Genomic DNA, 23,188 nt, shown 5'->3' with positions numbered 1-23,188 from the left:
CGGCAATATTATGTAAATCAATAAATTCAATCCATTATTAGCAATGATATTGCATAATCCACCCCAGTTTAGGGGGTAGTTTCATGACATATACGCTGAGCATGCGCCAGTTGTGCAAGATTGTGCTGTTGTCAGCCGTGCTAATATTTGGCCTGGCTGTGAACGCCATTGCAGGAGACTGGATCGCTTCGCGGGTCAGCAAGCCGGCTTACTATACGGTCGACAGCAAAAACTGGCATCCGATCACACGCGGCATGCGTATTCCGGAAGCAAGCTGGATTCACACGGGCCGTCGCGGCCGGCTGCAACTCAGCCGTGGCGAAGAGATGATCCTTTACAAGCCGAATACGTTGGCCGCGCTGGTCAGCCATGGCAAGGGCGGACAAAAGACCCTGCTGCGTCAGCAGTTCGGCAGCCTGCTGCTGGATGTCGAGACGCGCAAAGAAAAACATGTGCGGATCAAAACGCCTTTTCTTGCCGCCGTCGTGAAGGGCACAAGGTTCACGGTGGATGTCAATCAACGGGCGGCAAAAGTCTCGGTTCAGCGTGGCGTTGTCGGCGTTACGGCCAATAGTGGCGGTAAATCCGTCGATGTCGGCGCCGGCCAAAGCGCCAATGTCGGTAGTGCGGCCACCGCCGAAGTTTCGGTTGGAAAGACCAATGAGTCCGTGCTGGCCGCTATTTTCGGCAGCTTGACATCCGTCGGGAACGCAAACGGCAATTCCAATGGCAATGCAAACGGCAACGGCAACGGCAACGGAAACGGTAACGGCAACGGCAACGGGAACGGCAACGGCAACGGGAACGGCAACGGCAACGGCAACGGGAACGGAAACGGGAACGGCAACGGAAACGGAAACGGAAACGGAAACGGAAACGGGAACGGGAACGGCAACGGAAACGGCAACGGAAACGGCAACGGCCGCTGATCGCGGGTGTCGGGGACAAACGGTAGACGGTCGCAATGAAGCTCCCGCCGAACATAGCGCGCATCGCCGCGCAGGCGATCCTTTGTCTGGGCGTGATCTGGCTCCAGACACTGGGCGTCTTTGACGGTCTGCAGCATGGCGTCGACGCAAAGCGTGCCGAGCTTGCACCTCGAGACGCATCCGGAGACATTGCGTTCATTGCCATCGACCACGAGAGCCTCAACCGGATCGGCATATGGCCCTGGCCGCGCTCGGTCCATGCCGACCTGATCGGCAGGCTGGTCGAGAACGATGTCGCCGATATCCTTTTCGACATTGACTTCAGCAGCCGCTCCACGGCGGTGGAAGACAGAAGGCTGCTTTCGGCTTTGCAGGAAGCTGGCGGATCGGTCGTATTCCCGACATTCGCCCAGCCCGGTACAGCTACCGATAGCGGTGCAGCCCGGCTTGTCCGCTCGCTGCCTCACGAAATGTTCCGCAACGATGCGTGGCTTGCCAGTGTTCAGGTCAGCCCGGATGCCGACGGTGCAGTGCGTCAGTATGCTTACGGAACGAGCGTAGAGGGCGAGATCATTCCGTCGGCGGCGGCGATCCTGGCCGGCATTCCGGAGATGAAGACCGGATATTTCGGGATCGATTTCTCGATCGATCCGCAAAGCGTTCCGACCTATTCCGTGACCGACCTCCTGTCCGGCAATTTGCCGGAAGGAGCGCTACGCGATAAATCGATTATCGTTGGTGCGCATGCTATCGAACTCAGGGACACATTCGCCGTCCCGGTTCACACGCTGATTTCAGGCCCGCTGTTGCAGGTGCTGGCGGCGGAAACCCTGCTCCAGAACCGCATTATGTTGCCGTCGGGCAAATGGCTGAACGCGGCGCTGGTTCTTCTTGTCCTGGCCGTAGCGCTTCTGACGGCGCGGTTCGGGATCGTTGTGCGGCTGACCATACTTGCGGTGCTTTCCCTGCTGACGGAAGCGGTCGGTGTCTATCTTCAGACGAATTCCGCTATAGTGCTGGCGACGGTTCAGGTGCATATCGCCATTGTCGGGCTTTCCCTGCTCGCGGTTGCGAGTGAGTTCAATATCATATCGCTCCTGCTGCGCATCTCGCGCCTTGAAAGCCTCAACACCCGGCGGGTGCTCAGACAGGTCTTTGCGGACAGTGCCGACGGCTTCCTCGTCGTGGATTGTGATGGGCGTATCCTGGAGATCAACGACAATTTCCGCGCATTGTTCGATATCGACGGTGAACAGAACGCTGCGGTGGACGTGATCGACGCGCTTCCGCAAGCGCTGGCGCGCGACCTGCGGATGACGCTTGGCCACACCGGCGACAGGCACGTGACCGGCGAAGCGGAATTCCACGCGGCCAGGGCGGAGACGGGTCGACGGGTCGTTGAATACACGATCACGCTGTCGAAACTTTCGGGAACCGGGCACGGGGAAGATAACGGTCCGATCATCGCGTCGGTCGCCGCCCGCGATGTCAGCGTCGAGCGTGCGCAGCGCGACAAACTCGAATATCTTTCGAAATATGACGACCTGACCGGCGCGATGCGCCGGCGTGAATATGTCGAATATCTCGACCGGTTCCTGGAAACAGTCGCCGAAGACGGCCGCAAAGTAACCGTCGTGGTGATCAATATTCACCGATTCAAATCGCTCAACAGCACGCTCGGCCGTTCGACGGGGGACGGGCTATTAAAGGCGGTGGCGGACCGGCTGACCAAGATCGGCCTGCCGGTGTCGCAAGCGGCGCGCCTGGATGCCGATACATTTGCCTTTCACAACGCTTCCGAACTCAGCAAGTCCGGTGGGCGGTATATCGCGGGCGCGGTGATACAGGAACTGAGCAAACCCTACAATCTGAACGGAATGCAGGTCTCGGCCGATTTCTACGCGGGTCTGTCGGAAGCGGTGGACCTGCCGTCCCAGACGGCTGACGACCTCATCAGCAACGCCGAACTGGCACTGGACAAGGCGCGTAAACAGGGCGGCGGCGGGATCGCCTACTATGATCCGAACCACGCCCAGCAGCTACAGCGTGCACGCCTCGTCGAGCGTGAAATGCAGAGCGCGGTCAAGGACGGCAGCAAACAGTTCTGGGTCGCCTACCAGCCGCAGGTGCACACGAAAGACGGCAGCCCGGCCGGCGCCGAGGCGCTGCTTCGCTGGACGCATCCGGAGCTGGGGACGATTTCTCCCGGCGAATTTATCGAGATCGCCGAGGCGAACGGCATCATCGTCCAGCTCGGGCGCTGGATCCTCAACCAGGCTTGCAGGGATGCTTGTGCCTGGCCCGAGGATGTTACCGTATCGGTCAATGTTTCGCCGACCCAGCTGTTGCGCGGCGGGGTTGTCAAGGACGTCCGGGAAGCACTGGCCGCGAGCGGCCTGCCGCCGCACCGGCTTGAACTTGAACTGACCGAGTCGAGTTTCCTTACCGCGACCGAGGACCTGCTTTCCCAATTGGAGGCTCTGAAGGCGCTCGGGGTGTCGCTGGCCCTCGATGATTTCGGAACCGGCTATTCGTCGCTCGGCTATATCGCCAGCTTTCCGGTCGACAAGATCAAGGTCGACCAGACCTTCATGCGCGGCCTGCCGCAGTCGTCGCGCGATCAATCGGTGATCTTTGCGGCGCAGGTGCTGGGCGAGGGGCTGGGTATGGAAGTCCTGTGCGAAGGCGTCGAGACGGAAGACCAGTATCAACTGGTGCGCAGCATCGGGTGCCACAAGATCCAGGGCTATCTGTTCGGCAAGCCGCAGACAGCAGCCGAAATCCGTAGCTGGTTCGTGGAAAAGGGCTCTTCCGTCCTCAAGACGGCCGTATAAGCTTTTCCATCAATGCGATTTTTCAGCCTAAGGCCAGCGCACGGCCGGTGGCATGGATGACAGGATCGACTCGACATTGCCGCCCGTCTTGAGGCCGAAGATCGTGCCGCGGTCGTAGAGCAGGTTGAACTCGACATACCGGCCGCGCCGGATCAGCTGTTCGTTGCGGTCGTCCTCGTCCCAATGAATGTTGAAATTGCGCCGCACGAGCTTCGGATAGGCCACCGCGAAGGCGCGTCCGACATCCTGGACGAAGGCGAAATCGGCGTCCCAGCCGCCCTTGGCGTCGCGGGTGCGCAACCAGTCGAAGAAGATGCCGCCGATGCCGCGCGGCTCGTCCCGGTGCTTGAGGTAGAAATAGTCGTCGCACCATTTCTTGTAGCGCGGATAGTCGGCCACCTCGTGGCGCGCGCAGGCGACCTCCATGGCCTTGTGGAACAGCTGGCTGTCCGGATCGTCCTGTACGCGGCGGCGATCGAGCACCGGTGTCAGATCGGCGCCGCCGCCGAACCATTGCGTCGATGTGACCACCATGCGCGTATTCATGTGCACCGCGGGCACGTTCGGATTGACCGGATGGGCGATCAGCGAGATGCCGGAGGCCCAGAAACGCGGATCGATCTCCGCGCCGGGGATCTGCTGGCGGAATTCGGAGGAAAATTCGCCGTGAACCGTCGATGTGTGAACGCCGACTTTCTCGAAGACGCGGCCGCTCATCATGGACATGGTGCCGCCGCCGCCCTGGCCCTCATCGCGCAGCCAGTCCGTGCGAACAAACCGGCCGGGCGGATCGTCCGCCAAGGGCCCGCTCACCTCGTCCTCAAGCTGCTCGAAAGTCGAACATATGGCGTCGCGAAGCGTCTCGAACCAGATACGTGCCTTCGCTTTTTTTTCTTCCAGCCCAGCCGGATGCCCGAGCGGAAGGTTCGGCCTTTCCATCAACAAATGTCCCCAGTTCGTCCCCGGCTCTCCTTAGCAGGTCCAACCATCCGACACCATAGATGTGGCGGCTAAATTACACAGTTAGTGTAGCGTGTGTATTTCTGCATACGCATGGACTCGCCAAGCGGCCGGTTCCCCCTTATTATCGGGCATAGGGTGCTGATTATGAAGCAGGTTCCTAAAGTCCCGCCCATGGAAGGGCTGCGCCGGCAAATCCGCAAAAGCCGGAGAGAACGGGGCGCGTCCGGCGGCGATTCGTTCATTCGCGAAACATTCCGACTGCCGCGCCGCGACGCGCGCGCCAAGGCGCAGGAATGGTTCCGGTCCTGGCCCAAGGCGGCTTACTGGACCGAGGTGGAAAGCTGGCGCCAATTGCCGGATGATGAAATCGAATTCACCATGCGCAGGCTGCCCAGCGCCGACTAGCATATTCGACGACGAATGGGCCGCTCATGGGCAAATCCGGGCAAACCGGCGCATAAGTTAAATGGTCTCCACAGCCTAGCCGTTGAACGACCAAATCTAGGGCCCTTCGACCTGCCGGATCGCTTCGCCGGCAATGAGCGCGGCCGACACGGCGAGATTGAGGGAGCGGCGATCCTTGACCATCGGAATGAGAAGCCGCGCGTCGGCTTCAGCATGAACATGATCCGGTACGCCGGAACTCTCGCGCCCGAACAACAATATGTCTCCGGGCGAGAATGAAAAACGCCTGTAGGACAAATCCGCCTTGGTGGAGGCCAGGATCAGCCGGCGGTTCCCGGATTGCCGCCACTCGAGAAAGCTCTTCCAGCCGCGGTGGCGGGTCAGCGCCGCCTGTTCGAGGTAGTCCATGCCGGCGCGGCGCAGGGCGCGGTCGGACATGTCAAAGCCGGCCGGCTCGATTACATCGACGGCAAGGCCCAGGCATGCCGCCATGCGCAGTATGGTTCCGGTGTTGCCGGGAATGTCCGGCTGGAACAGCGCTATTCGCAGATCGTATTTCATCGCGTATCTCTTAAGCGACTGATCCGGAAACGCAAACGCGCTTTGTGGCGGCGTGGCCAATCTGCAACACCGGTCGATGTTGGAGCGCCCAGGATGCCTTGCCGCCAGATCGACGGTGGAAATCGGAGTCGAATCGATATAAAGGGTTGCACCGTGGACCGAATTCCAACCAAGGAGGGGTCATTGACAGATCAGTTTCGACATCTCCTTCCATCGGCGCGAATGCCGCGCGATGGCAATGTTGCGGTCCGGTTGCGTGCTTCCATGATTTAGAAGCACACCGAATCCCAAACAATCGCTGACCCAGCTATCCGAGGTGCACCCTTGCGCCCCGCCAGGTCAATTCCCATTCGGCAGCGACTGTTCGCTTTGAAATTTAATCGCGCCATATGAAAGCCCAGGCTTTCGGGTCAATCCAAAGACCCCTTGCGTAAAGCGTTCACTGCCCAAGTTTCAAAGAGGCTGACTCATGTTTGGCTGGTTTGAAAGACAATTGAATCCCTATCCCTCAGCGCCTTCCGGGCAGCCGCCGCAGAAGATGCTGGCCTTTTGCTGGCACTATTCCAAGGAAGCGGCGCCGTGGCTCGCACTGATGTCGTTCCTGACCGCGTTGATCGCGGTGGGCGAGGTGTTCCTGTTCGCGTTCCTCGGCGATATCGTCAACTGGCTGTCGCATTCGTCACGGGAAACCTTCCTGGCCGAAGAGGGAAACCGGCTGTTCTGGATGGGTGCCCTCGTGCTGATCGGCCTGCCGCTGGTCGTGTGGGCCCAGTCGCTGGTGATGCACCAGACGTTGATCGGCAACTATCCGATGATCGGGCGCTGGCAGATGCACCGCTACCTGCTGCGTCACAGCCTGTCGTTCTTCGCCGACGAGTTTGCCGGCCGGGTCGCCACACGGGTCATGCAGACCTCGCTGGCGGTGCGCGAAGCGGTGATGAAGGTGCTCGACGTGCTGGTCTTCGTGGTGGTGTTCTTCATCACCATGCTGATCATGGTCGCGGCAACGGACATCCGGCTGGCCGTTCCGCTGGTCGTTTGGAGCGCCATCTATATCGGCATGGTGATGTATTTCGTGCCGCGCATGAAGCGCATCTCGCGCGAACAGGCCGATGCCCGCTCGATGATGACCGGCCGCGTGGTCGACAGCTACACCAACATCGCGACCGTCAAGCTGTTCTCCCATGCGGGCCGCGAAGAAGGCTATGCGCGGGCGGCGATGTCCGATTTTCTGGACACGGTCCACCGCCAGATGCGGCTTGTGACGCTGTTCCACGGCATCGTCTACACCAACAATGCGTTGCTGCTGTTCGTCATGGCCACGATGTCGATCAATTTCTGGTTGGCTGACAGCGTTTCGGTCGGCGCCATCGCCGCCTCGATGGCGCTGGCGCTCCGGGTGTCGAGCATGTCGCACTGGATCATGTGGGAAGTCTCGGCGTTGTTCGAGAATATCGGCGTTGTCATCGATGGCATGTCGATGCTTTCCAAGCCGCACCAGGTGAACGATGCCCGGCCCGATACGCATCTGCAGGCGTCGAAGGGCAAGATCGCGTTCGAGCACATCCGTTTCCATTACGGCAAGGATGGCGGCGTGATCAACGATCTGTCGCTGACCATCGAGCCGGGCGAGAAGATCGGTCTTGTCGGCCGGTCCGGCGCGGGCAAGACGACGCTGACCAATGTCCTGTTGCGGTTCTACGATCTGGAGGCCGGGCAGATCCTGATCGACGGCCAGGATGTCTCGGAGGTCACGCAGGACAGCCTGCGCGCCAAGATCGGCGTCGTCACGCAGGATACCTCGCTGCTGCACCGGTCGATCCGCGACAATATCGGTTACAGCAAGCCGGACGCGACGGACGAGGAGATCATTGACGCGGCGAAACGCGCCAATGCCTGGGACTTCATTCCCGAGCTCGTCGACCAGAAGGGACGAACCGGCCTCGATGCCCATGTGGGCGAGCGCGGGGTCAAGCTGTCCGGCGGCCAGCGCCAGCGCATCGCCATCGCGCGCGTGTTCCTCAAGGACGCGCCGATCCTGGTGCTGGACGAAGCCACCTCGGCGCTCGATTCGGAGGTCGAGGCGGCCATCCAGGAGAACCTGTTCGCGCTGATGGAGGGCAAGACAGTGATCGCCATCGCACACCGCCTGTCGACCATCGCCGAGATGGACCGGCTGGTGGTGCTCGATGCCGGCGATATCGTCGAGACCGGCACCCATACCGAACTCGTCCGCGCCAAGGGTCTCTACGCGGATCTGTGGTCGCGGCAGTCGGGCGGGTTCATCGACAGCGATCCGCAAGACAAAGACGCCGCTGCCGCCGAATAGGACGCCCGTTTCGCGCCCAAAAAACCAGCCATCCCGGATCTTTGTCCGGGATGGCTGATATCATGACGCAAATCCGGCTGCAGGCCGCGGCTTTGGCCTTTCACACGACATTGGCGGTTTGCCGGGGTGCCGATTGCAGGTATGTTTGCGACCGGTGAAACGGATTGGAGCCGGCGGCTCGGCTGTCGCAAACGGTATGAAATCAAAGATTTATCATTTCACGGCCTTGCTGCTTGCCATGGCTGTCATGCTGGGCGCCATTTCTGTGCCGGGCTCTGCCCAGGTGAGCCTGTCCGGCGTGTCCGGCAGCTCCGACGAGGCGGCGGACAGTGCGGTGCCGGTCGCACTTCCGAAGGATCTGACCCCGGAAACCATCCGCCAGCTTGTCTCGACTCTGAGCGATCAGCAGGTGCGGCAATTGCTGCTTGAACGTCTGGACGCGGTTGCTGCGCAGGAAGGCGCGAGTGGCGCGCAGGGGCCCGGAACGCTGGAGTTTCTCGGCTCCTCCCTGCTCGGCGTCGTTGGCCTGGTGGAAGATGCCGTGTTCGGCATTCCGCAAATCCTTTCGCGCCTGCACGAGGCCGGAACGCAATATGTGGACGAACGCGGCGGCAGCGGCTTGCTCAAGGTGACCGCCTATTTCGCGGTTGCAATCGTCATCGGCCTGCTTGCCGAAAACGTGGTCACGCGCCTGGCCTCGAAATGGCGCCGGCAGATCGAAGATATGCAGGCCCCCGACGGCCTGCTTCAGACGCTTGAAGTGCTTGGAAAGCGACTGCTTCTGGAGCTTGGGGGCCTGCTGGTCTTTTTTGCCGTCACGCGCGCCGTCATCGAATTGCTCGCACCGGTCAATGACCGGCCGTTGCTGCCGCTGCTGATGACCAATCTTATCGTCATGCCGCGCCTGTCGATCGCCATCACCCGGTTTCTGTTTGCGCCCACACGGCCCGATCTGCGGCTGGTCACGACAGATGACTGGACGGCAAAATTCATCTTCCGGCAGCAATTGGGCATCATCCTGCTGATCGGTTTGGCCAATGTAATCATCGGATTTCAGGAATTGCAGGGAATTCCGTTTACCGATTCCGCCCTCGGCTTCTGGTTGCTCCTCATTTCCATCCTCTGGCTTTGCTATACGCTCTACCGGGCGCGGCATGGCCTCTCGTCCATCGTCCTGGGCGGTGATGACGAAGCCACCATGCTCGAACGGGGTGTCGCCCTCGCTTACCCCTGGTTCGCTATTGTTTCCGTCCTGCTGACCTGGCTGGTGGTGGAAATGATCCTTGCCGCCGGCCGTTTCGATCTGATCGATGACGGGCAGGGCTATTATACGGTCGGCATTTTGCTGTTTGCCCCGGTGTTCGACACGATGGTGCGCGGCCTGGTCAAACATCTCGTGCCGCCGATGCGCGGCGAGGGGGCGCTGGCGGAGGCGGCCTACAGATCGACAAAACGCAGCTATGTGCGCATCGGACGGGCTCTGTTGGCGACCTTCATCGTTGTTGCCATCGCCAATGTCTGGCACATCGACTATTCAAACCTGGCGACCGCCGGGCTGGGCGTGCGCATCGCCGCCAACATGTTCGAAATCCTGTTCATCGTGGCGGCCGGCTACCTGGTCTGGGAAGTGGTGACGCTTTGGATCAACCGCAAGCTGGCCGACGAGCAAACGGCGGCCGGCCTCGACCTTGAGGCCGAGGAGCCGGGCGGCGGCGAGGGCGGTGGTGTCGGCGGTACGCGTCTTTCGACGGTGCTGCCGCTGGTCAAGATTGCGGCGCAGGTATCGATTATCACCATCACCGTGCTGATTGCGCTCGGCAATATGGGTATCGACATCACGCCGCTGCTGGCCGGTGCCGGCATCGTCGGCCTGGCGATCGGCTTCGGCGCGCAGACGCTGGTGCGCGACATCGTATCGGGCCTGTTCTTCCTGTTCGATGACGCTTTCCGCGTCGGCGAATATCTGGAGATCGACGGAACGGTGGGCACCGTCGAGCGCATTTCGATCCGTTCGCTGCAGTTGCGTCACCACCAGGGACCGGTTCACACCATTCCCTATGGCGAGATCCCCAAGGTGACGAACAATTCGCGCGACTGGGTGATCGTCAAGCTGAAGTTCACCGTGCCGTTCGATACGGATGTCAACAAGGTCAAGAAGCTGTTCAAGCAGATCGGCAAGGACATCATGGAGGCCCCCTATGCCGAGGACATCATCCAGACCTTCAAGTCGCAGGGCGTCTATGATGTCAACGATGTCGGCATCATCGTTCGCGGCAAGTTCATGGCCAAGCCCGGCAAACAATGGATGATCCGCAAGGATGTCTACGCACGTGTGCAGAAGATCTTTGCCGAAAACGGTATCGAGTTCGCGCGGCGCGAGGTACGCGTCAAGATGCCGGAGGCGGAAGAGAGCCAGGACAATGCCGGCGCAAGCGGCGCGGCCGCCGCGGCACAGGCTGCAATCCAGGAACAGGTCGAACAGGAGATGGTCGAGGCCGGCGCAAAACCGGCGTGATTGCGCGCAAGCCGGCCTTTGCCCGCCGGCTCCGGCCTGCTTCGGTAAACTGAACCATTGTGGACGAACCGGCGCGGGACTATTTTCCCGGCCATGATCGTTCGCAGACTCTTCCAACTGTTCGAGGGCTGGATCAATCCGTTTGCCGACCGGCGCTGGGTGCAGCCGTCCGGCGGTGCGGTCGGATTCCTCTGGCAGTTCGTTCGCCAGGCAAAATGGCCGTTCGTCGTGATGCTGGCGCTGGGCGGCGCCGTCGCGCTCCTGGAAGTGGCGCTGTTCTATTTTGTCGGGCGGCTGGTGGATCTTCTCGAGAGCGCCGATCCGCAAGCCGGCTGGGAAGGGCTGAGCGAGCAGCACGGCCCGGAACTCCTCTTCATGCTGTCGGTGGTGCTTGTCGGACGGTTCGTCGTTGCGCCGCTGGTGACCATCGTCGAAGAGCAGACAGTGGTGCCGGGCTTCTTCAATCTCGTGCGCTGGCAGGCCTATAGCCGCATCGCGCGCCAGAGCCTTTCCTTCTTCCAGAACGATTTTGCCGGCCGGGTGGTGACCAAGGTCTGGCAATCGGGCCAGGCGGTGGGCGATTTCATGGTCTCGCTGCTGCAGGTTGTCTGGTTTATCGCCATTTATGCGGTGACGACATTGTTGCTGGTGGCGCAGCTCGACTGGCGGCTCGCCGCGGTGGTGGCCCTGTGGATCGCGGCTTTCGCCCTGGTCGCACGCCATTTCGTTCCGCGCATCAGGCATATGTCCAAGACCACGGCGGAAGCGGCCTCGATGCTGAACGGCCGGCTGGTGGACAGCTATTCGAACATCCAGACGCTGAAGCTCTTCGGGCGCGACGACGAAAACGACCGCTACATCAAGGAAGGTTTCGACCAGTTTATCGCTGCCGTCATCCCGTTCACCCGCAATCTGACCGGTGTGCGGGTGTCGCTGGCGGCGCTTTCGGGCATCATGATCTGCGCCATCGCCTATATCTCCATCGATCTTTGGCTGCGCGGTCAGATCAGCGTCGGCGCGGTGGCCTTCACCCTTTCGCTGGTGCTGCGCCTGAGCCTGCTGCTGGGGCGCATGATGACGCAGCTCAACGGGCTGATGCGCAATTACGGCACGATCCAGAATTCGATGGAGATGCTCAACAGGCCGATCACGCTTCAGGACAAGCCAGACGCCGGCGAACTCAATGTGGCGCAAAGCCGCATATGTTTTGAAAATGTGAGTTTCCGGTATAGCGGCCGCAGCGCGGTGATCGACGATGTTTCACTGACCGTCGAACCCGGCCAGAAAGTCGGCCTCGTCGGGCTTTCAGGGGCAGGGAAATCGACGCTGGTCAATCTGCTGCTGCGTTTCTTCGATCTGGAATCGGGGCGGATCACCATCGACGGGCAGGACATTGCGGCGGTCACGCAAAGCTCGCTGCGCGCCCATATCAGCGTGGTTACGCAGGACACCTCGCTGATGCACCGTTCCGTGCGCGACAATATCATGCTCGGCCGCATCGGCGCACAGGAGGACGAGATCATACAGGCAGCCGAGCGGGCGGAAGCCTGGCATTTCATCAAGGATCTGCGCGACCAGAATGGCCGGGCCAGCCTCGAGGCGCATGTTGGCGAACGCGGCGTCAAGCTCTCCGGCGGCCAGCGCCAGCGCATCGCCATTGCCCGTGTCATGCTCAAGAACGCGCCGATTCTCGTGCTCGACGAGGCAACATCGGCGCTCGATTCCGAAATCGAGGCGGCGATACAGGAAAACCTGACCAAACTGATGGAGGGCAAGACGGTCATCGCGATTGCCCACAGGCTGTCGACAATCGCCCGGATGGACCGCCTCATCGTCATGCATGAGGGGCGTATCGTGGAAGATGGCAGCCATGAAGAGCTGTTGATGCGCAACGGCCTTTATGCCCGGCTGTGGGCGCGCCAATCGGGCGGGTTCATCAGCAATTCGATGGTCGCGGAGCGGTGAATCAGGTCGCGCCCTTGCTCTCTTGTGGCAAAAACTTGCGGCAATGTGCCTCTGGTCGGTCAAGCAGGCTGGACATATTCTAAGAAGCAGCCTAGAAACCGGCCAAATAAGGGGACTCTGCCGTGCGTAAGGGGTAGCGGAAACGCGGCGGGCTTTCCCATGCCAATGAGTATGCGCAGAGGATGGTTACTACCGTGAGCGAACACGATACAACTGCCGAGCCGACACGCCGCGACTTTCTCTATCTGACGACCGGCATGACCGGCGTCATCGGAGCCGGCGCGCTGGCATGGCCTTTCATCGACCAGATGCGGCCCGACGCCACAACGCTGGCGCTTTCCACCATCGAAGTTGACGTCTCGGCCATCGAAGAAGGCATGTCGATCACGGTCAAATGGCGCGGAAAGCCGGTGTTCATCCGCTACCGCACCCAAAAGGAAATCGAGGAAGCGAATGCCGTGCCGCTTGAGGATCTCAAGGATCAGGCCGCGCGCAACGCCAATCTCGCGCCCGATACGCCGGCGCTCGATGTCGACCGGTCGGCCGGAGAGGGTCGCGAAAACTGGATCGTCATGATCGGTTCCTGCACCCATCTGGGCTGCGTGCCGCTCGGCCAGGCCGGCGATTTTGGCGGCTGGTTCTGCCCGTGCCACGGTTCGCACTACGATACCGCCGGCCGGATTCGCAGCGGTCCCGCACCGGAGAATCTTCCGATTCCGCCGTTCGAATTCATCTCCGATACAAGAATCAAGATCGGCTAAGCAGGGGACTGATCCATGAGTGGTGGACATTCAACATACGAACCGAAAACCGGTTTTGAGAAATGGGTCGATTCACGGTTGCCGCTGCCGCGGCTTGTGTATGATTCCTTCGTCGCCTATCCGACGCCGCGCAACCTGAACTACGCCTATACGTTCGGCGCGATCCTGTCGGTGATGCTGGTCGCGCAGATCCTTACCGGCATTGTTCTGGCAATGCATTACGCATCGTCGACGGCTGGTGCCTTCAGCTCCGTCGAGAACATCATGCGCGACGTGAATTCGGGCTGGCTGCTGCGCTACATGCACCAGAACGGCGCGTCGTTCTTCTTCATTGCCGTCTACATCCACATGTTCCGCGGCATGTATTACGGCTCCTACAAGGCGCCGCGCGAGATCCTTTGGATCCTCGGCGTGACCATCTACCTGCTGATGATGGCGACCGGCTTCATGGGCTACGTGCTTCCCTGGGGCCAGATGTCCTTCTGGGGCGCGACCGTGATCACCGGCTTCTTCAGCGCATTCCCGCTGGTCGGCGAGCCGATCCAGCAGTGGCTGCTCGGCGGCTTCGCGGTGGACAATCCGACGCTCAACCGGTTCTTCTCGCTGCACTATCTGCTGCCGTTCATGATTGCCGGCGTCGTGGTGCTGCATGTCTGGGCGCTGCACGTAACGGGGCAGACGAACCCCACGGGCGTCGAGGTCAAATCGAAGACGGATACGGTGCCGTTCACGCCCTTTGCGACGATCAAGGACGCCTTTGCCACGATGGTGTTCCTGCTGGTCTTTGCCTATTTCATCTTCTACATGCCGAATTATCTCGGCCACCCCGACAACTATGTCGAGGCCAATCCGCTGGTGACGCCTGCCCACATCGTGCCAGAATGGTATTACCTGCCGTTCTACGCGATCCTGCGCGCCATCACATTCAACATCGGGCCGATCGATTCGAAACTCGGCGGCGTGCTTGCCATGTTCGCGTCGATCCTGATCCTCTTCCTGTTGCCGTGGCTCGATACGTCCAAGGTGCGCTCGGCCGTCTACCGGCCGTGGTACAAGATGTTCTTCTGGCTGTTTGTCGCCAACTGCGTCTTCCTCGGATGGCTTGGATCCAAGCCTGCTGAAGGGACCTACGTCGTCATGGCACAGATCGGCACGGCCTATTACTTCCTGTTCTTCTTCCCGATCCTGCCGTTGCTCGGCCTGGTCGAGAAAACAAGGCCGGTGCCGAATTCGATCACCGATTCGGTGCTTGAAAAGAGCGGCGGCGGCAAGCCTGAAGCGGCAACCGCCGCTCCGGAAGACCGCGGTTGATGAAGCGTCAGAAAGGTACAGATAAGATGAAAAAACTCGTCTCGACACTTCTGTCGCTCGCCATGGCCGCCGGCCTCGGCACAGGTGTTGCCATGGCCGCTGGCGACAGCGAATACGCCAAGGCGCCGCGGGAACAGGACTGGTCGTTCTCCGGCCCTTTCGGCCTCTATGACAAGGGCCAACTGCAGCGCGGCCTGAAGGTCTATATCGAGGTCTGCGCCGCCTGCCACGGGCTGGACCGCATTGCCTTCCGCAACTTCACGGAACTCGGCTACAGCGAGGATCAGGTGAAGACGCTGGCTTCTGAATACGAGGTCACGGACGGGCCGAACGAAGAGGGCGAAATGTTCGAGCGGGCGGCCATTCTGGCGGACTATTTCCCCAACCCGTTCCCCAATGTCGAGGCCGCCGCCTACGCCAATAACGGTGCCGCGCCGCCGGACCTGTCGCTGATGGCGAAAGCCCGCGCGGCGACCCGCGGATTTCCGCAGTTCGTCTTCGACATCTTCACCATGTATACCGAGGGCGGACCGGACTATCTCTATTCGCTCCTGACCGGTTATCAGGATCCGCCGCAGGGCGTGGAGATCACGGAAGGTACCTACTACAACCCGTATTTCATCAACGGCGTTTCGCTGGCCATGGCGCCGCCGCTTTCCGACGAAATCGTCACCTATGACGATGGAGCGCCGGAAACGGTCGACCAATACGCCAAGGACGTTTCGGCCTTCCTTATGTGGGCGGCCGAACCGAAGCTGGAAGAGCGCAAGTCGCTTGGCTTCAAGGTCATGATCTTCATCCTGATCTTCAGCTGCCTGCTTTACCTCAGCAAGAAAGCGGTCTGGTCTCGCGTCGAGCATTGACCTGAGCGCCATAAGGGATAGAAATTGCCAAGGCGGCCTTGAGCCGCCTTTTGCATGTGTGACGCTACCGGAGGGTTGGGGGACGGGACGATGGCGATGGACCAGACATTGAAGGAAACCCTGCTCGGTTCCATCCGCACGATTCCCGACTATCCGAAACCGGGCATCCTGTTCCGCGATATCACCACTTTGCTCGGCAATGCAAAAGCGTTTCGCCGGGCCGTCGACGAACTGGTGCATCCCTATGCGGGCATGAAAGTCGATCAGATCGCCGGCATCGAGGCGCGCGGTTTCATCCTCGGCGGCGCCGTTGCCCATCAGCTCTCCGCCGGCTTCGTGCCGATCCGCAAGAAGGGCAAGCTTCCCTATGACACGGTTCACGTCACCTACAGCCTGGAATATGGTGTCGACGAGATGGAAATGCACAAGGATGCCATCACCAGCGGCCAGAAGGTGATCCTTGTCGACGATCTCATCGCCACCGGCGGTACGGCCGAAGGCGCCGTCAAGCTGCTGCGTGGCATGGGAGCGGACATTATCGCCGCCTGTTTCGTCATTGATCTGCCGGATCTCGGCGGTCGCAAGAAGCTTGAGGACCTCGGCGTGACGGTGCGCACGCTGGTCGAGTTCGAGGGGCATTAACCGCCTGGCGCCGATGTCGGCACCATAAAGTCGTTTCCGACCACCCTTGCCGCCCAGTCGATTGTTCCTATCTGCCTGCCTTGCGGGCGGACGTTCCAGGATTGTCCTGCGTGAATGATTGACCGGTGGGAGGCGCATGCTCTGGTTGTTCAGCGCCATTGAAGAACTGGCGCCGGTTCTGGCGTTTTTTGTGGTGCAGCACTATTACAGCTTTACCGCCGGGCTGATGGCGATGACCCTGCTGGTGGTTGTCCTGCTTGCATTGTCGTACGGGCTGGGACGGGCGGTGCCGCGCTTCGCGGTTATCAGCACGATCTTCTTCCTGTTCTTTTCCGTTCCGAGCATCCTGACCGGCAACAGCACCTATTTTCAGGTCTCCGATACGATCCTCGACGGCGTTTTTGCGGTCCTGCTCCTTGGAAGCCGCGTGCTCGGGTTTCCTGTGCTGAAATTCCTCTTTGAACGCGTCTTTGCCATCACCGATGAGGCCTGGCAGATCCTTTCGCTGCGATGGGGCCTTCTGTTTGTTCTGCTGGCGGTTCTCAACGAGATCTTCCGGCAGGGCTTTTCCGTTGATGTCTGGGCCCAATACAAGCTTGTCTCCACGATCGGCATCCTTGTTTTCGGCTGTTATCAGTTCACGCTTTCGGCGCGGATGAGGATCCGGGCGGAATCCAACCGGCTGGGGCTGCGGGTCTGAAGGGCGGTGTATTCGGATCGGGCTTGCCGGGCATTTCCATCCGGGCCGAAGACCTTATATTTACATCCAGAATCAACACCGGAACCGCCATGCTGCTCACGCTGCGCGATGTCAGAAAATCCTACAACACCGAGGGAAGCAGGGTCGGCGTTCTCAAGGGCGTTTCTTTCGAACTGGATGCGGGTCAGCACCTGGCGCTGACGGGCGAATCGGGTTCCGGCAAAAGCACGCTGCTGCACCTGATCGCCGGACTGGACATGCCCGATGGCGGTCAAATCAGGGTTTCGGGCGCCGATCTGGCCGGCATGACGGATGCGCAGCTCGCTGCCGTGCGGCGCGGAAAGATCGGCCTGGTTTTTCAGCAGTTCAATCTCATTCCCTCGATGACGGTTGCCCAGAACCTTGCCTTTCACGCGCGGCTGGCCGGAAAGCTCGATGAGGACTGGAATGCGGAACTGACCGAGCGGCTCGGCCTTGCCGCGTGTCTCAACCGCTATCCGGAGCAACTGTCGGGCGGCCAGCAGCAGCGGGTGGCGATCGGCCGCACGCTTGCCGCCAAGCCCGATCTGATCCTCGCCGACGAGCCGACCGGCAATCTCGATGAGGATACGGGCGACGTGGTGATCGAGCTGATGCTGCAGCTTGTATCCGATGTGAAGGCCGGCTTCATCCTGGTCACGCATTCGACCAAGCTGGCCGGTCTTCTGCACCGCCGGCTGCATCTGACGCACGGCCTGTTGCAATGATTGCCGCCGGCTTCGCTGCTCTCCTTTCCCACTGGCGCTACCGGCCGCTGCAGTTGCTGACCCTGATCGGCGGCCTGGCGCTGGCGACGGGCCTGTGGACGGGCGTTCAGGCAATCAACAGCGAGGCACGGTCGAGTTACAGCCGGGCCGCGGCCGTTCTCGGGCAGGATACGCTGGAACAGCTGCAATCGGACAGCGGCGGGCCGATTGCCGCTGACCGTTTCGTTTCTCTCAGGCGCGCCGGCTGGCTGGTCTCGCCGGTTGTCACCGGAGATTTGAGGCTGGGGCAAAACCGCGTGCGGGTGATGGGCTTCGATGTCTTTACGCTGCCGCGGGGCGCGGCGCCGATCGGCTTATCCGGCAATGAAGATATCGCTGCCTTCATCGGCGATGGCCTTGTCCTTGCGCATCCCGATACCGTGGCGGCGCTCGGTGATACAGATCTTAACCTGCGCACATCGCTGCGGGTCGCACCGGGGGATCTGATGGCGGACATCGCGACCGCATGGTCGCTGCTCGAGCGGCGCGATTTCGATTATCTGCTGTTGGCGGCCGAACAGCCTGGCGGGCTCGAGCCGCTTTCGCAAATCGTGCCCGACCTCAGGCGCGTTCAGCCCGATGCGCAAGGCGACATCGCCCGGCTGACAGACAGTTTTCACCTCAACCTGACGGCCTTTGCTTTCCTGTCCTTCGCCGTCGGCCTGTTCATTGTCCACGCGACAATCGGGCTTGCCTTCGAGCAGCGCCGTGCGGTCATCCGCACATTGCGTGCGCTCGGCATGCCCAACCGTGCGGTCGTTCTGCTTCTGCTCACCGAGATCGTTTTGCTGGCGCTGATTGCCGGTCTGCTTGGCGTCATGCTCGGCTATGGCATCGCCGCACTGCTGCTGCCGGACGTCGCGGCGACGCTCGCCGGTCTCTACGGCGCGAACGTCCCCGGTACACTCACCTTGCGGCCGGATTGGGTTCTCACCGGCCTGGCCATCGCGCTGGGCGGCGCTTTGCTCGCCGTGTGGCAGGGCCTGTGGCGCATCGCGCGCCTGCCGCTCCTGGCCCCGGCCCAGCCGCGCGCCTGGGCAATGGCGAGCCGGAAGAACACGGTCTGGACCACATTGGGCGGCCTGGTGCTTTTGCTGGCCGCGCTTTTGCTGGCCTGGTTCGGACGCGGTCTGACGGCAGGCTTCTTGACGCTGGGTGCGCTGCTTCTCGGCGCCGCGCTGCTTCTGCCGGCTTTCCTGTCCCTTGTCCTCGCGCTGGGCGCGCGCGCATCCCGATCCGTCATGGCCGAGTGGGTGTGGGCCGATATGCGCCAGCAGGTGCCCAACCTTTCGCTGGCGCTCATGGCGCTGATGCTCGCGCTGGCCGCCAATATCGGCGTCGGCACCATGGTCTCGTCATTCCGGTATACGTTCACCGGCTGGCTGGACCAGCGCCTTGCCTCGGAACTCTACGTATCGGCAGACAATGAGGCGCAGGCGGAGGAATTGCGGTCGTTCCTCGCCGGCCGGGCGGATGCGGTGTTGCCGATGCGAAGTCTTGAGGTCGACATCGGCGGGGCACCTGTCTTCGTCTACGGCATCGTCGACCATGCGACCTACCGGGACCACTGGCCGCTGCTGGAAAGCCTTGAGGATGTCTGGGACAGGGTGGCGGCGGGCGAGGGCGCATTGATCAACGAGCAGATGTACAGGCGCGGTGGCCACCGGCTGGGCGACCGCATTGCCATAACGCCGGATTGGGCGGAGGAGATTGTCGGGGTCTATTCCGATTACGGCAATCCGACCGGGCAGATGATCGTGCAGCATGACCGGCTCATGGCGTCCTTTCCCGACATCGCGAAACTGCGCCATGCCGTGCGTGTGCCGCCGCGGGACGCGCAGGCGCTGGCCGAGGCGCTTGTCGACGAGTTCGGTCTTCCGCCGGGCAATATACTCAATCAGGCCGATCTGAAACGGTTCTCGCTCCAGATTTTCGACCGCACCTTCCTGGTCACGGGAGCGCTCAACATATTCACGCTTGGCATTGCCGCCTTCGCCATCTTTGCCAATCTGCTGACGCTGTCTTCGATGCGTCTGATGCAGCTTGCTCCGGTGTGGGCCGTCGGAACGACCCGCGCGGAGCTTGCACGGCTTGAGATGCTGCGAACGCTGGCGCTTGCGGTTCTGACCTGGCTCCTGGCGTTGCCGGTCGGGCTGCTTCTCGCCTGGGTGCTTCTTGCCATTGTCAATGTCGAGGCGTTCGGCTGGCGTCTTCCGATGCATATCTTTCCCGCCGCGTGGTTCCAGCTTCTGGCAATGGCCGTGTTGGCGGCCGGCGTTGCCGCCGCCATACCGGTCTGGCGACTGGCGCGGACCCAGCCGGCGAATTTTCTCAAGGTCTTCGTTCATGAGCGTTAGAATTCTCCTCTTGCTGTTTCTCCTCATGACATGCGGCGTGAGGGCGCAGGGTTTTGCGGGCCTCGGTACGGATGCCGAGGGATTTTCGGTGCCAGAACCCGGGCGGGAACTTGTGTTTCCGCAGGATCACGGACCGCATCCCGACTTCCGCATCGAGTGGTGGTACCTGACGGCCAATCTGAAAGACGAAAACGGCGCTGATTTCGGGCTGCAATGGACCCTTTTCCGGTCCGCGCTACGTCCCACCGCAGGGAAGGGCTGGTCCGCATCCCAGACATGGATGGCGCATGCCGGCGTAACGACCGGAGAGGATCATTTTTCAACCGAGCGCTTTTCCCGCGGCGGAATCGGCCAGGCCGGGGTGACCGCTGTTCCGTTCTCGGCCTGGATCGACGACTGGCGGATGACCAGCCTGGCAGCGCCGGGTAACGATTCGCTCTCGGCGCTTCGGGTATTCGCCCGTGGCCCGGATTTTTCTTACGATATCGCGCTTACCGCGTCCGGACCGCTGGTGCTGCACGGCGACAACGGCCTGTCGGTCAAATCGGCTTCCGGACAGGCAAGCTATTATTATTCGCAGCCCTTCTACACGGTCACCGGCACGATCACCCTGCCGTCCGGCCGGTTCACAGTCAGTGGCCGGGCCTGGCTCGACCGCGAGTGGTCGTCGCAACCACTCGATCCGGACCAGACCGGCTGGGACTGGCTGTCGCTGCATTTCGACGACGGCGCGAAGCTCATGGGCTTCCGGCTGCGCAGCCGCAGCACGGACGCCTACACATCGGCCACCTGGATCGAACCGGGCGGCAAAACGACAGCCTATGGCGACGGTGTTTTGAAGATGACGCCGGGGCGTGTGCGGCGGGTCGCGGGCCGGGATGTGCCGGTCGAATGGCGATTGCAGCTCGCAGAGCGTGACCTCGATATCACGGTCAGGGCCATCAATCCGCAAAGCTGGATGGAGACGCTTGTTCCCTATTGGGAAGGCCCCGTTACCGCCGAGGGCAGCCGGCGCGGCCAAGGTTATCTGGAAATGACGGGCTACGAATGACGGGCGATGGGTCGTTTTGACACGTTGTCGGTCAAGGGTCCGATCCCATTTCGATAAAGGGCGAGCCGTTTGCTCACCTGAAGCGATCAAGGGTAACCGGAACCATGGAACACAGACCAAGGGTCACGGCTTCCGCCCTGCCGGTCGGCAGCATCCTGCATGGCCGCATGGCGCATGGCGATTTTCTTGACTGTTACAGCGTCGAATCCCCGATGCCGCCGCGCCCGGCGGCTGAGATCATCACGGCATTTCCGGGTTGGGCGCGGTTTCTGGTTCTTTTGCGGCGCGTGTTGACCGCGCCCTTCGGGTTGTCCAATGACGGGCCGGCGGCGGTCGACAAGATCGGGCCGTTCCCGGTGGAGGCGGAAACGGCATCGGAACTGATTGCCGGGTTCAACGACAAGCATCTCGACTTCCGCGTTTCGGTCTTTTCCGAAAACGGACGGGTGTCGCTCGCAACCTGGGCGCATCCGCACAATATCGGCGGACGGCTTTATCTGGCCGTTATCATGCCGTTTCACATCCTGATTGCCCGCAATGCCCTGGCGCGCGTTGCGTCAAGGCCATAGCTGCAGGGTGGTTTTGCCGGGGCCTGTTTTCAGATGCGCACCAGCACGGCGCTGTCGAAGGCGATCACCTGTTCGCCATTCTGGTTGAAACCCTCGGAATTCAGTTCGACGATGCCCCATTCCGGCTTCGTCTTGCGCTGCCTTGCCGACAGGAAGGTGTTGAAATAGCGGATCGTGTCGCCGGCATAGACGGGTCTCAGCCATTTCAGGTTCCGGAAACCGGGCGACGGTCCCATGACCGGTGCCTGTTTGCCGCTCGCTTCGAGCTCGGCCAGCCAGCGGTCGCGGTATTCGATGTTCTTTTTCATCCAGACCGCCGTCGTGTGCCAGCCGGAAGCACAAAGGGCGCCGAGCATCGTGTGCCGGGCGGCCTCCTCGTCCAGATGGAAGGGCTGCGGATCGAATTTTCGGGCGAATGCGATGATGGCCTCGGGCGTGAATGTGTAGGTGCCGAGATCCGCGCGATGGCCGATCTCGAAGGCGTCGAGACCGCTCATTGGGGGTCTCCCTCGTTTCGGCAGGCAAAAAACCCGGTGTTTTCCGACGCGCAGACAAGCTCGCCGCGCTGGTTGCAGATCTCATGGCGAAATTCGACGGCGCCGATGCCGGGACGCGACTGCAGGCGCCGCGCCGATTTGACGGTCGAGGTTCCGCTAAGCGTGTCGCCGGCAAGCACGGGCCGTTTCCATTCGCAGGAATCGACTCCCGGTGCGCCCTGCGAGGTCGAGTTGCCGATATAGCCGTCGATGAACATGCGCATGATCATCGAGCAGGTGTGCCAGCCGGAGGCGGAGAGCCCGCCGAGGATGCTTGCCTTTCCGGCGGCCTCGTCGAGATGCATGGGTTGCGGGTCGAACTCGCTGGCAAAGGCTATGATCTCCTCGGCGCTGACCGGGTAGGGGCCGAGTTCGAACCGGCTTCCGGGCTTGAAGTCCTCAAAGGCCAGTTTCTTTTCTTGGTCTTGCTGATTGTTCATGGTTGACCTTATGCCGCGATCTGCCCCGAATGTCAGCCTCAAAGTTGCGCGAACAGGCCGAAATAGAGCGGCGGGCCAAGATAGGCGACAATGGCGAGCACCAGAAGCGCGCGGACCCAAAGGGCATGGAAGCGCCGCCAGAGGATAATGCTGAGCACGATGCCGATGCCTGCCTCGACGATCGTGAAGATATCGCCGTTATGGTTCGGGTTCCAATAGGACACCGGAGAGCGGAAGCGCCAGTCCGAAAGCGGCCACAGATGGGCATGGGCGTCATCGACATGCACCGGCAGGTCGGCGGCCAGGTGAAGCAATGCGGCAATGGCGAATACGGCCAGCAAAATCGCAGGACGATACCATTTCGAGGCGAGCAGACCGATCAACAGGATCAGGATGTAGAGCGGCGCCGAATTGCCGACGGTTACGGCGTCCGACCAGGGCGGATTGTAATAAAGCTCCGACCAGACCCTGCGCTCGGGTATGCCGGCGATTTTGGACCAGATGAACAGCGTGTATATGGCAAGGTCCGGAACGAGCGCGCCGACAATGACCGCCGTGTTGCGGGCCGGCTTGCCGGGCTTTGCCAGGATCGCGGCGGCCAGCAGCACATGGGTCTGTGTGTTCATGGAGCGCAACTGTGCAATGGCGGGAGTGCCGTTGCAACAGCCTCTG

The 23,188-nt window shown here is 61.3% G+C and carries 20 protein-coding genes; 15 read left to right on the top strand and 5 right to left on the bottom strand.

What is annotated here, in order from left to right:
- The first annotated feature begins 83 nt into the window (after positions 1–83).
- The gene (locus OOZ53_RS18430; RefSeq protein WP_271091166.1) at positions 84–929 is read left to right on the top strand and encodes a FecR domain-containing protein; all 846 of its coding nucleotides are present in this window, start codon (positions 84–86) and stop codon (positions 927–929) included.
- Between the two features lie 35 nt (positions 930–964).
- Positions 965–3,763: an EAL domain-containing protein gene (locus tag OOZ53_RS18425; RefSeq protein ID WP_271091165.1), complete on the top strand. Its 2,799-nt coding sequence runs from the start codon at positions 965–967 to the stop codon at positions 3,761–3,763.
- A gap of 27 nt (positions 3,764–3,790) precedes the next feature.
- Here the strand turns inward: OOZ53_RS18425 and hemF are convergent, their stop codons facing one another.
- On the bottom strand, positions 3,791–4,702 hold the full coding sequence (hemF, locus tag OOZ53_RS18420; RefSeq protein WP_271091164.1) for an oxygen-dependent coproporphyrinogen oxidase: 912 nt from the start codon (positions 4,700–4,702) through the stop codon (positions 3,791–3,793).
- 168 nt (positions 4,703–4,870) lie between these two features.
- On the opposite strand from hemF, the gene OOZ53_RS18415 reads away from it, so the two are divergent.
- Positions 4,871–5,131 (top strand): hypothetical protein, encoded by a 261-nt coding sequence (locus OOZ53_RS18415; RefSeq protein WP_271091162.1) that lies wholly within the window; start codon positions 4,871–4,873, stop codon positions 5,129–5,131.
- A 96-nt stretch (positions 5,132–5,227) separates the two neighbouring features.
- Here the strand turns inward: OOZ53_RS18415 and OOZ53_RS18410 are convergent, their stop codons facing one another.
- Positions 5,228–5,692, bottom strand: a complete 465-nt coding sequence (locus OOZ53_RS18410; protein WP_271091160.1) for a tRNA (cytidine(34)-2'-O)-methyltransferase — start codon at positions 5,690–5,692, stop codon at positions 5,228–5,230.
- A gap of 469 nt (positions 5,693–6,161) precedes the next feature.
- Here OOZ53_RS18410 and OOZ53_RS18405 point away from each other — a divergent pair, with 469 nt between their 5' ends.
- The 12 genes from OOZ53_RS18405 to OOZ53_RS18350 all read left to right on the top strand — a co-directional run bounded on the left by OOZ53_RS18405 (position 6,162) and on the right by OOZ53_RS18350 (position 21,540).
- The gene (locus OOZ53_RS18405; RefSeq protein ID WP_271091159.1) at positions 6,162–8,021 is read left to right on the top strand and encodes an ABC transporter ATP-binding protein; all 1,860 of its coding nucleotides are present in this window, start codon (positions 6,162–6,164) and stop codon (positions 8,019–8,021) included.
- Positions 8,022–8,217: 196 nt separating this feature from the next.
- On the top strand, positions 8,218–10,536 hold the full coding sequence (locus OOZ53_RS18400; RefSeq protein WP_271091158.1) for a mechanosensitive ion channel family protein: 2,319 nt from the start codon (positions 8,218–8,220) through the stop codon (positions 10,534–10,536).
- A gap of 93 nt (positions 10,537–10,629) precedes the next feature.
- Positions 10,630–12,501, top strand: a complete 1,872-nt coding sequence (locus OOZ53_RS18395) for an ABC transporter ATP-binding protein (RefSeq protein ID WP_271091157.1) — start codon at positions 10,630–10,632, stop codon at positions 12,499–12,501.
- Positions 12,502–12,695: 194 nt separating this feature from the next.
- Complete coding sequence (gene petA, locus OOZ53_RS18390; RefSeq protein WP_271091156.1) at positions 12,696–13,262, top strand: ubiquinol-cytochrome c reductase iron-sulfur subunit; 567 nt, start codon at positions 12,696–12,698, stop codon at positions 13,260–13,262.
- 15 nt (positions 13,263–13,277) lie between these two features.
- A complete protein-coding gene (locus OOZ53_RS18385) occupies positions 13,278–14,573 on the top strand; it encodes a cytochrome b (protein WP_271091155.1) in 1,296 nt (431 codons plus the stop codon).
- Between the two features lie 26 nt (positions 14,574–14,599).
- On the top strand, positions 14,600–15,436 hold the full coding sequence (locus OOZ53_RS18380) for a cytochrome c1 (RefSeq protein WP_271091154.1): 837 nt from the start codon (positions 14,600–14,602) through the stop codon (positions 15,434–15,436).
- Positions 15,437–15,532: 96 nt separating this feature from the next.
- On the top strand, positions 15,533–16,078 hold the full coding sequence (locus tag OOZ53_RS18375) for an adenine phosphoribosyltransferase (protein ID WP_271091153.1): 546 nt from the start codon (positions 15,533–15,535) through the stop codon (positions 16,076–16,078).
- Between the two features lie 136 nt (positions 16,079–16,214).
- Entirely contained in the window at positions 16,215–16,778 is a 564-nt protein-coding gene (locus OOZ53_RS18370; protein WP_271091152.1) for an inner membrane-spanning protein YciB, read from the top strand.
- Positions 16,779–16,867: 89 nt separating this feature from the next.
- A complete protein-coding gene (locus OOZ53_RS18365; protein ID WP_271091151.1) occupies positions 16,868–17,524 on the top strand; it encodes an ABC transporter ATP-binding protein in 657 nt (218 codons plus the stop codon).
- A complete protein-coding gene (locus OOZ53_RS18360; protein ID WP_271091150.1) occupies positions 17,521–19,920 on the top strand; it encodes an FtsX-like permease family protein in 2,400 nt (799 codons plus the stop codon). Before OOZ53_RS18365 ends, OOZ53_RS18360 begins: the two co-directional genes overlap by 4 nt.
- A complete protein-coding gene (locus tag OOZ53_RS18355; protein ID WP_271091149.1) occupies positions 19,910–20,971 on the top strand; it encodes a lipocalin-like domain-containing protein in 1,062 nt (353 codons plus the stop codon). The genes OOZ53_RS18360 and OOZ53_RS18355 overlap by 11 nt, the downstream gene beginning before the upstream one ends.
- Positions 20,972–21,075: 104 nt before the next feature.
- Positions 21,076–21,540: a DUF2867 domain-containing protein gene (locus tag OOZ53_RS18350; protein WP_271091148.1), complete on the top strand. Its 465-nt coding sequence runs from the start codon at positions 21,076–21,078 to the stop codon at positions 21,538–21,540.
- Positions 21,541–21,569: 29 nt separating this feature from the next.
- Here OOZ53_RS18350 and OOZ53_RS18345 read toward each other — a convergent pair whose 3' ends face one another.
- Genes OOZ53_RS18345 through OOZ53_RS18335 form a run of 3 tightly spaced genes read right to left on the bottom strand, consistent with a single transcriptional unit; the run spans position 21,570 to position 23,142 of the window.
- A complete protein-coding gene (locus OOZ53_RS18345; RefSeq protein ID WP_271091147.1) occupies positions 21,570–22,037 on the bottom strand; it encodes a MaoC family dehydratase in 468 nt (155 codons plus the stop codon).
- The gene (locus tag OOZ53_RS18340) at positions 22,034–22,516 is read right to left on the bottom strand and encodes a MaoC family dehydratase (protein WP_271091146.1); all 483 of its coding nucleotides are present in this window, start codon (positions 22,514–22,516) and stop codon (positions 22,034–22,036) included. Before OOZ53_RS18340 ends, OOZ53_RS18345 begins: the two co-directional genes overlap by 4 nt.
- 38 nt (positions 22,517–22,554) lie before the next feature.
- Positions 22,555–23,142 (bottom strand): hypothetical protein, encoded by a 588-nt coding sequence (locus OOZ53_RS18335; RefSeq protein ID WP_271091145.1) that lies wholly within the window; start codon positions 23,140–23,142, stop codon positions 22,555–22,557.
- Between the last annotated feature and the right edge of the window lie 46 nt (positions 23,143–23,188).

Source organism: Allohoeflea poritis, assembly GCF_027889715.1.
GTDB lineage: Bacteria > Pseudomonadota > Alphaproteobacteria > Rhizobiales > Rhizobiaceae > Hoeflea_A > Hoeflea_A poritis.
Note: the sequence above shows the minus strand (reverse complement) of the source record. Positions and strands in the feature narration are given on the sequence as shown.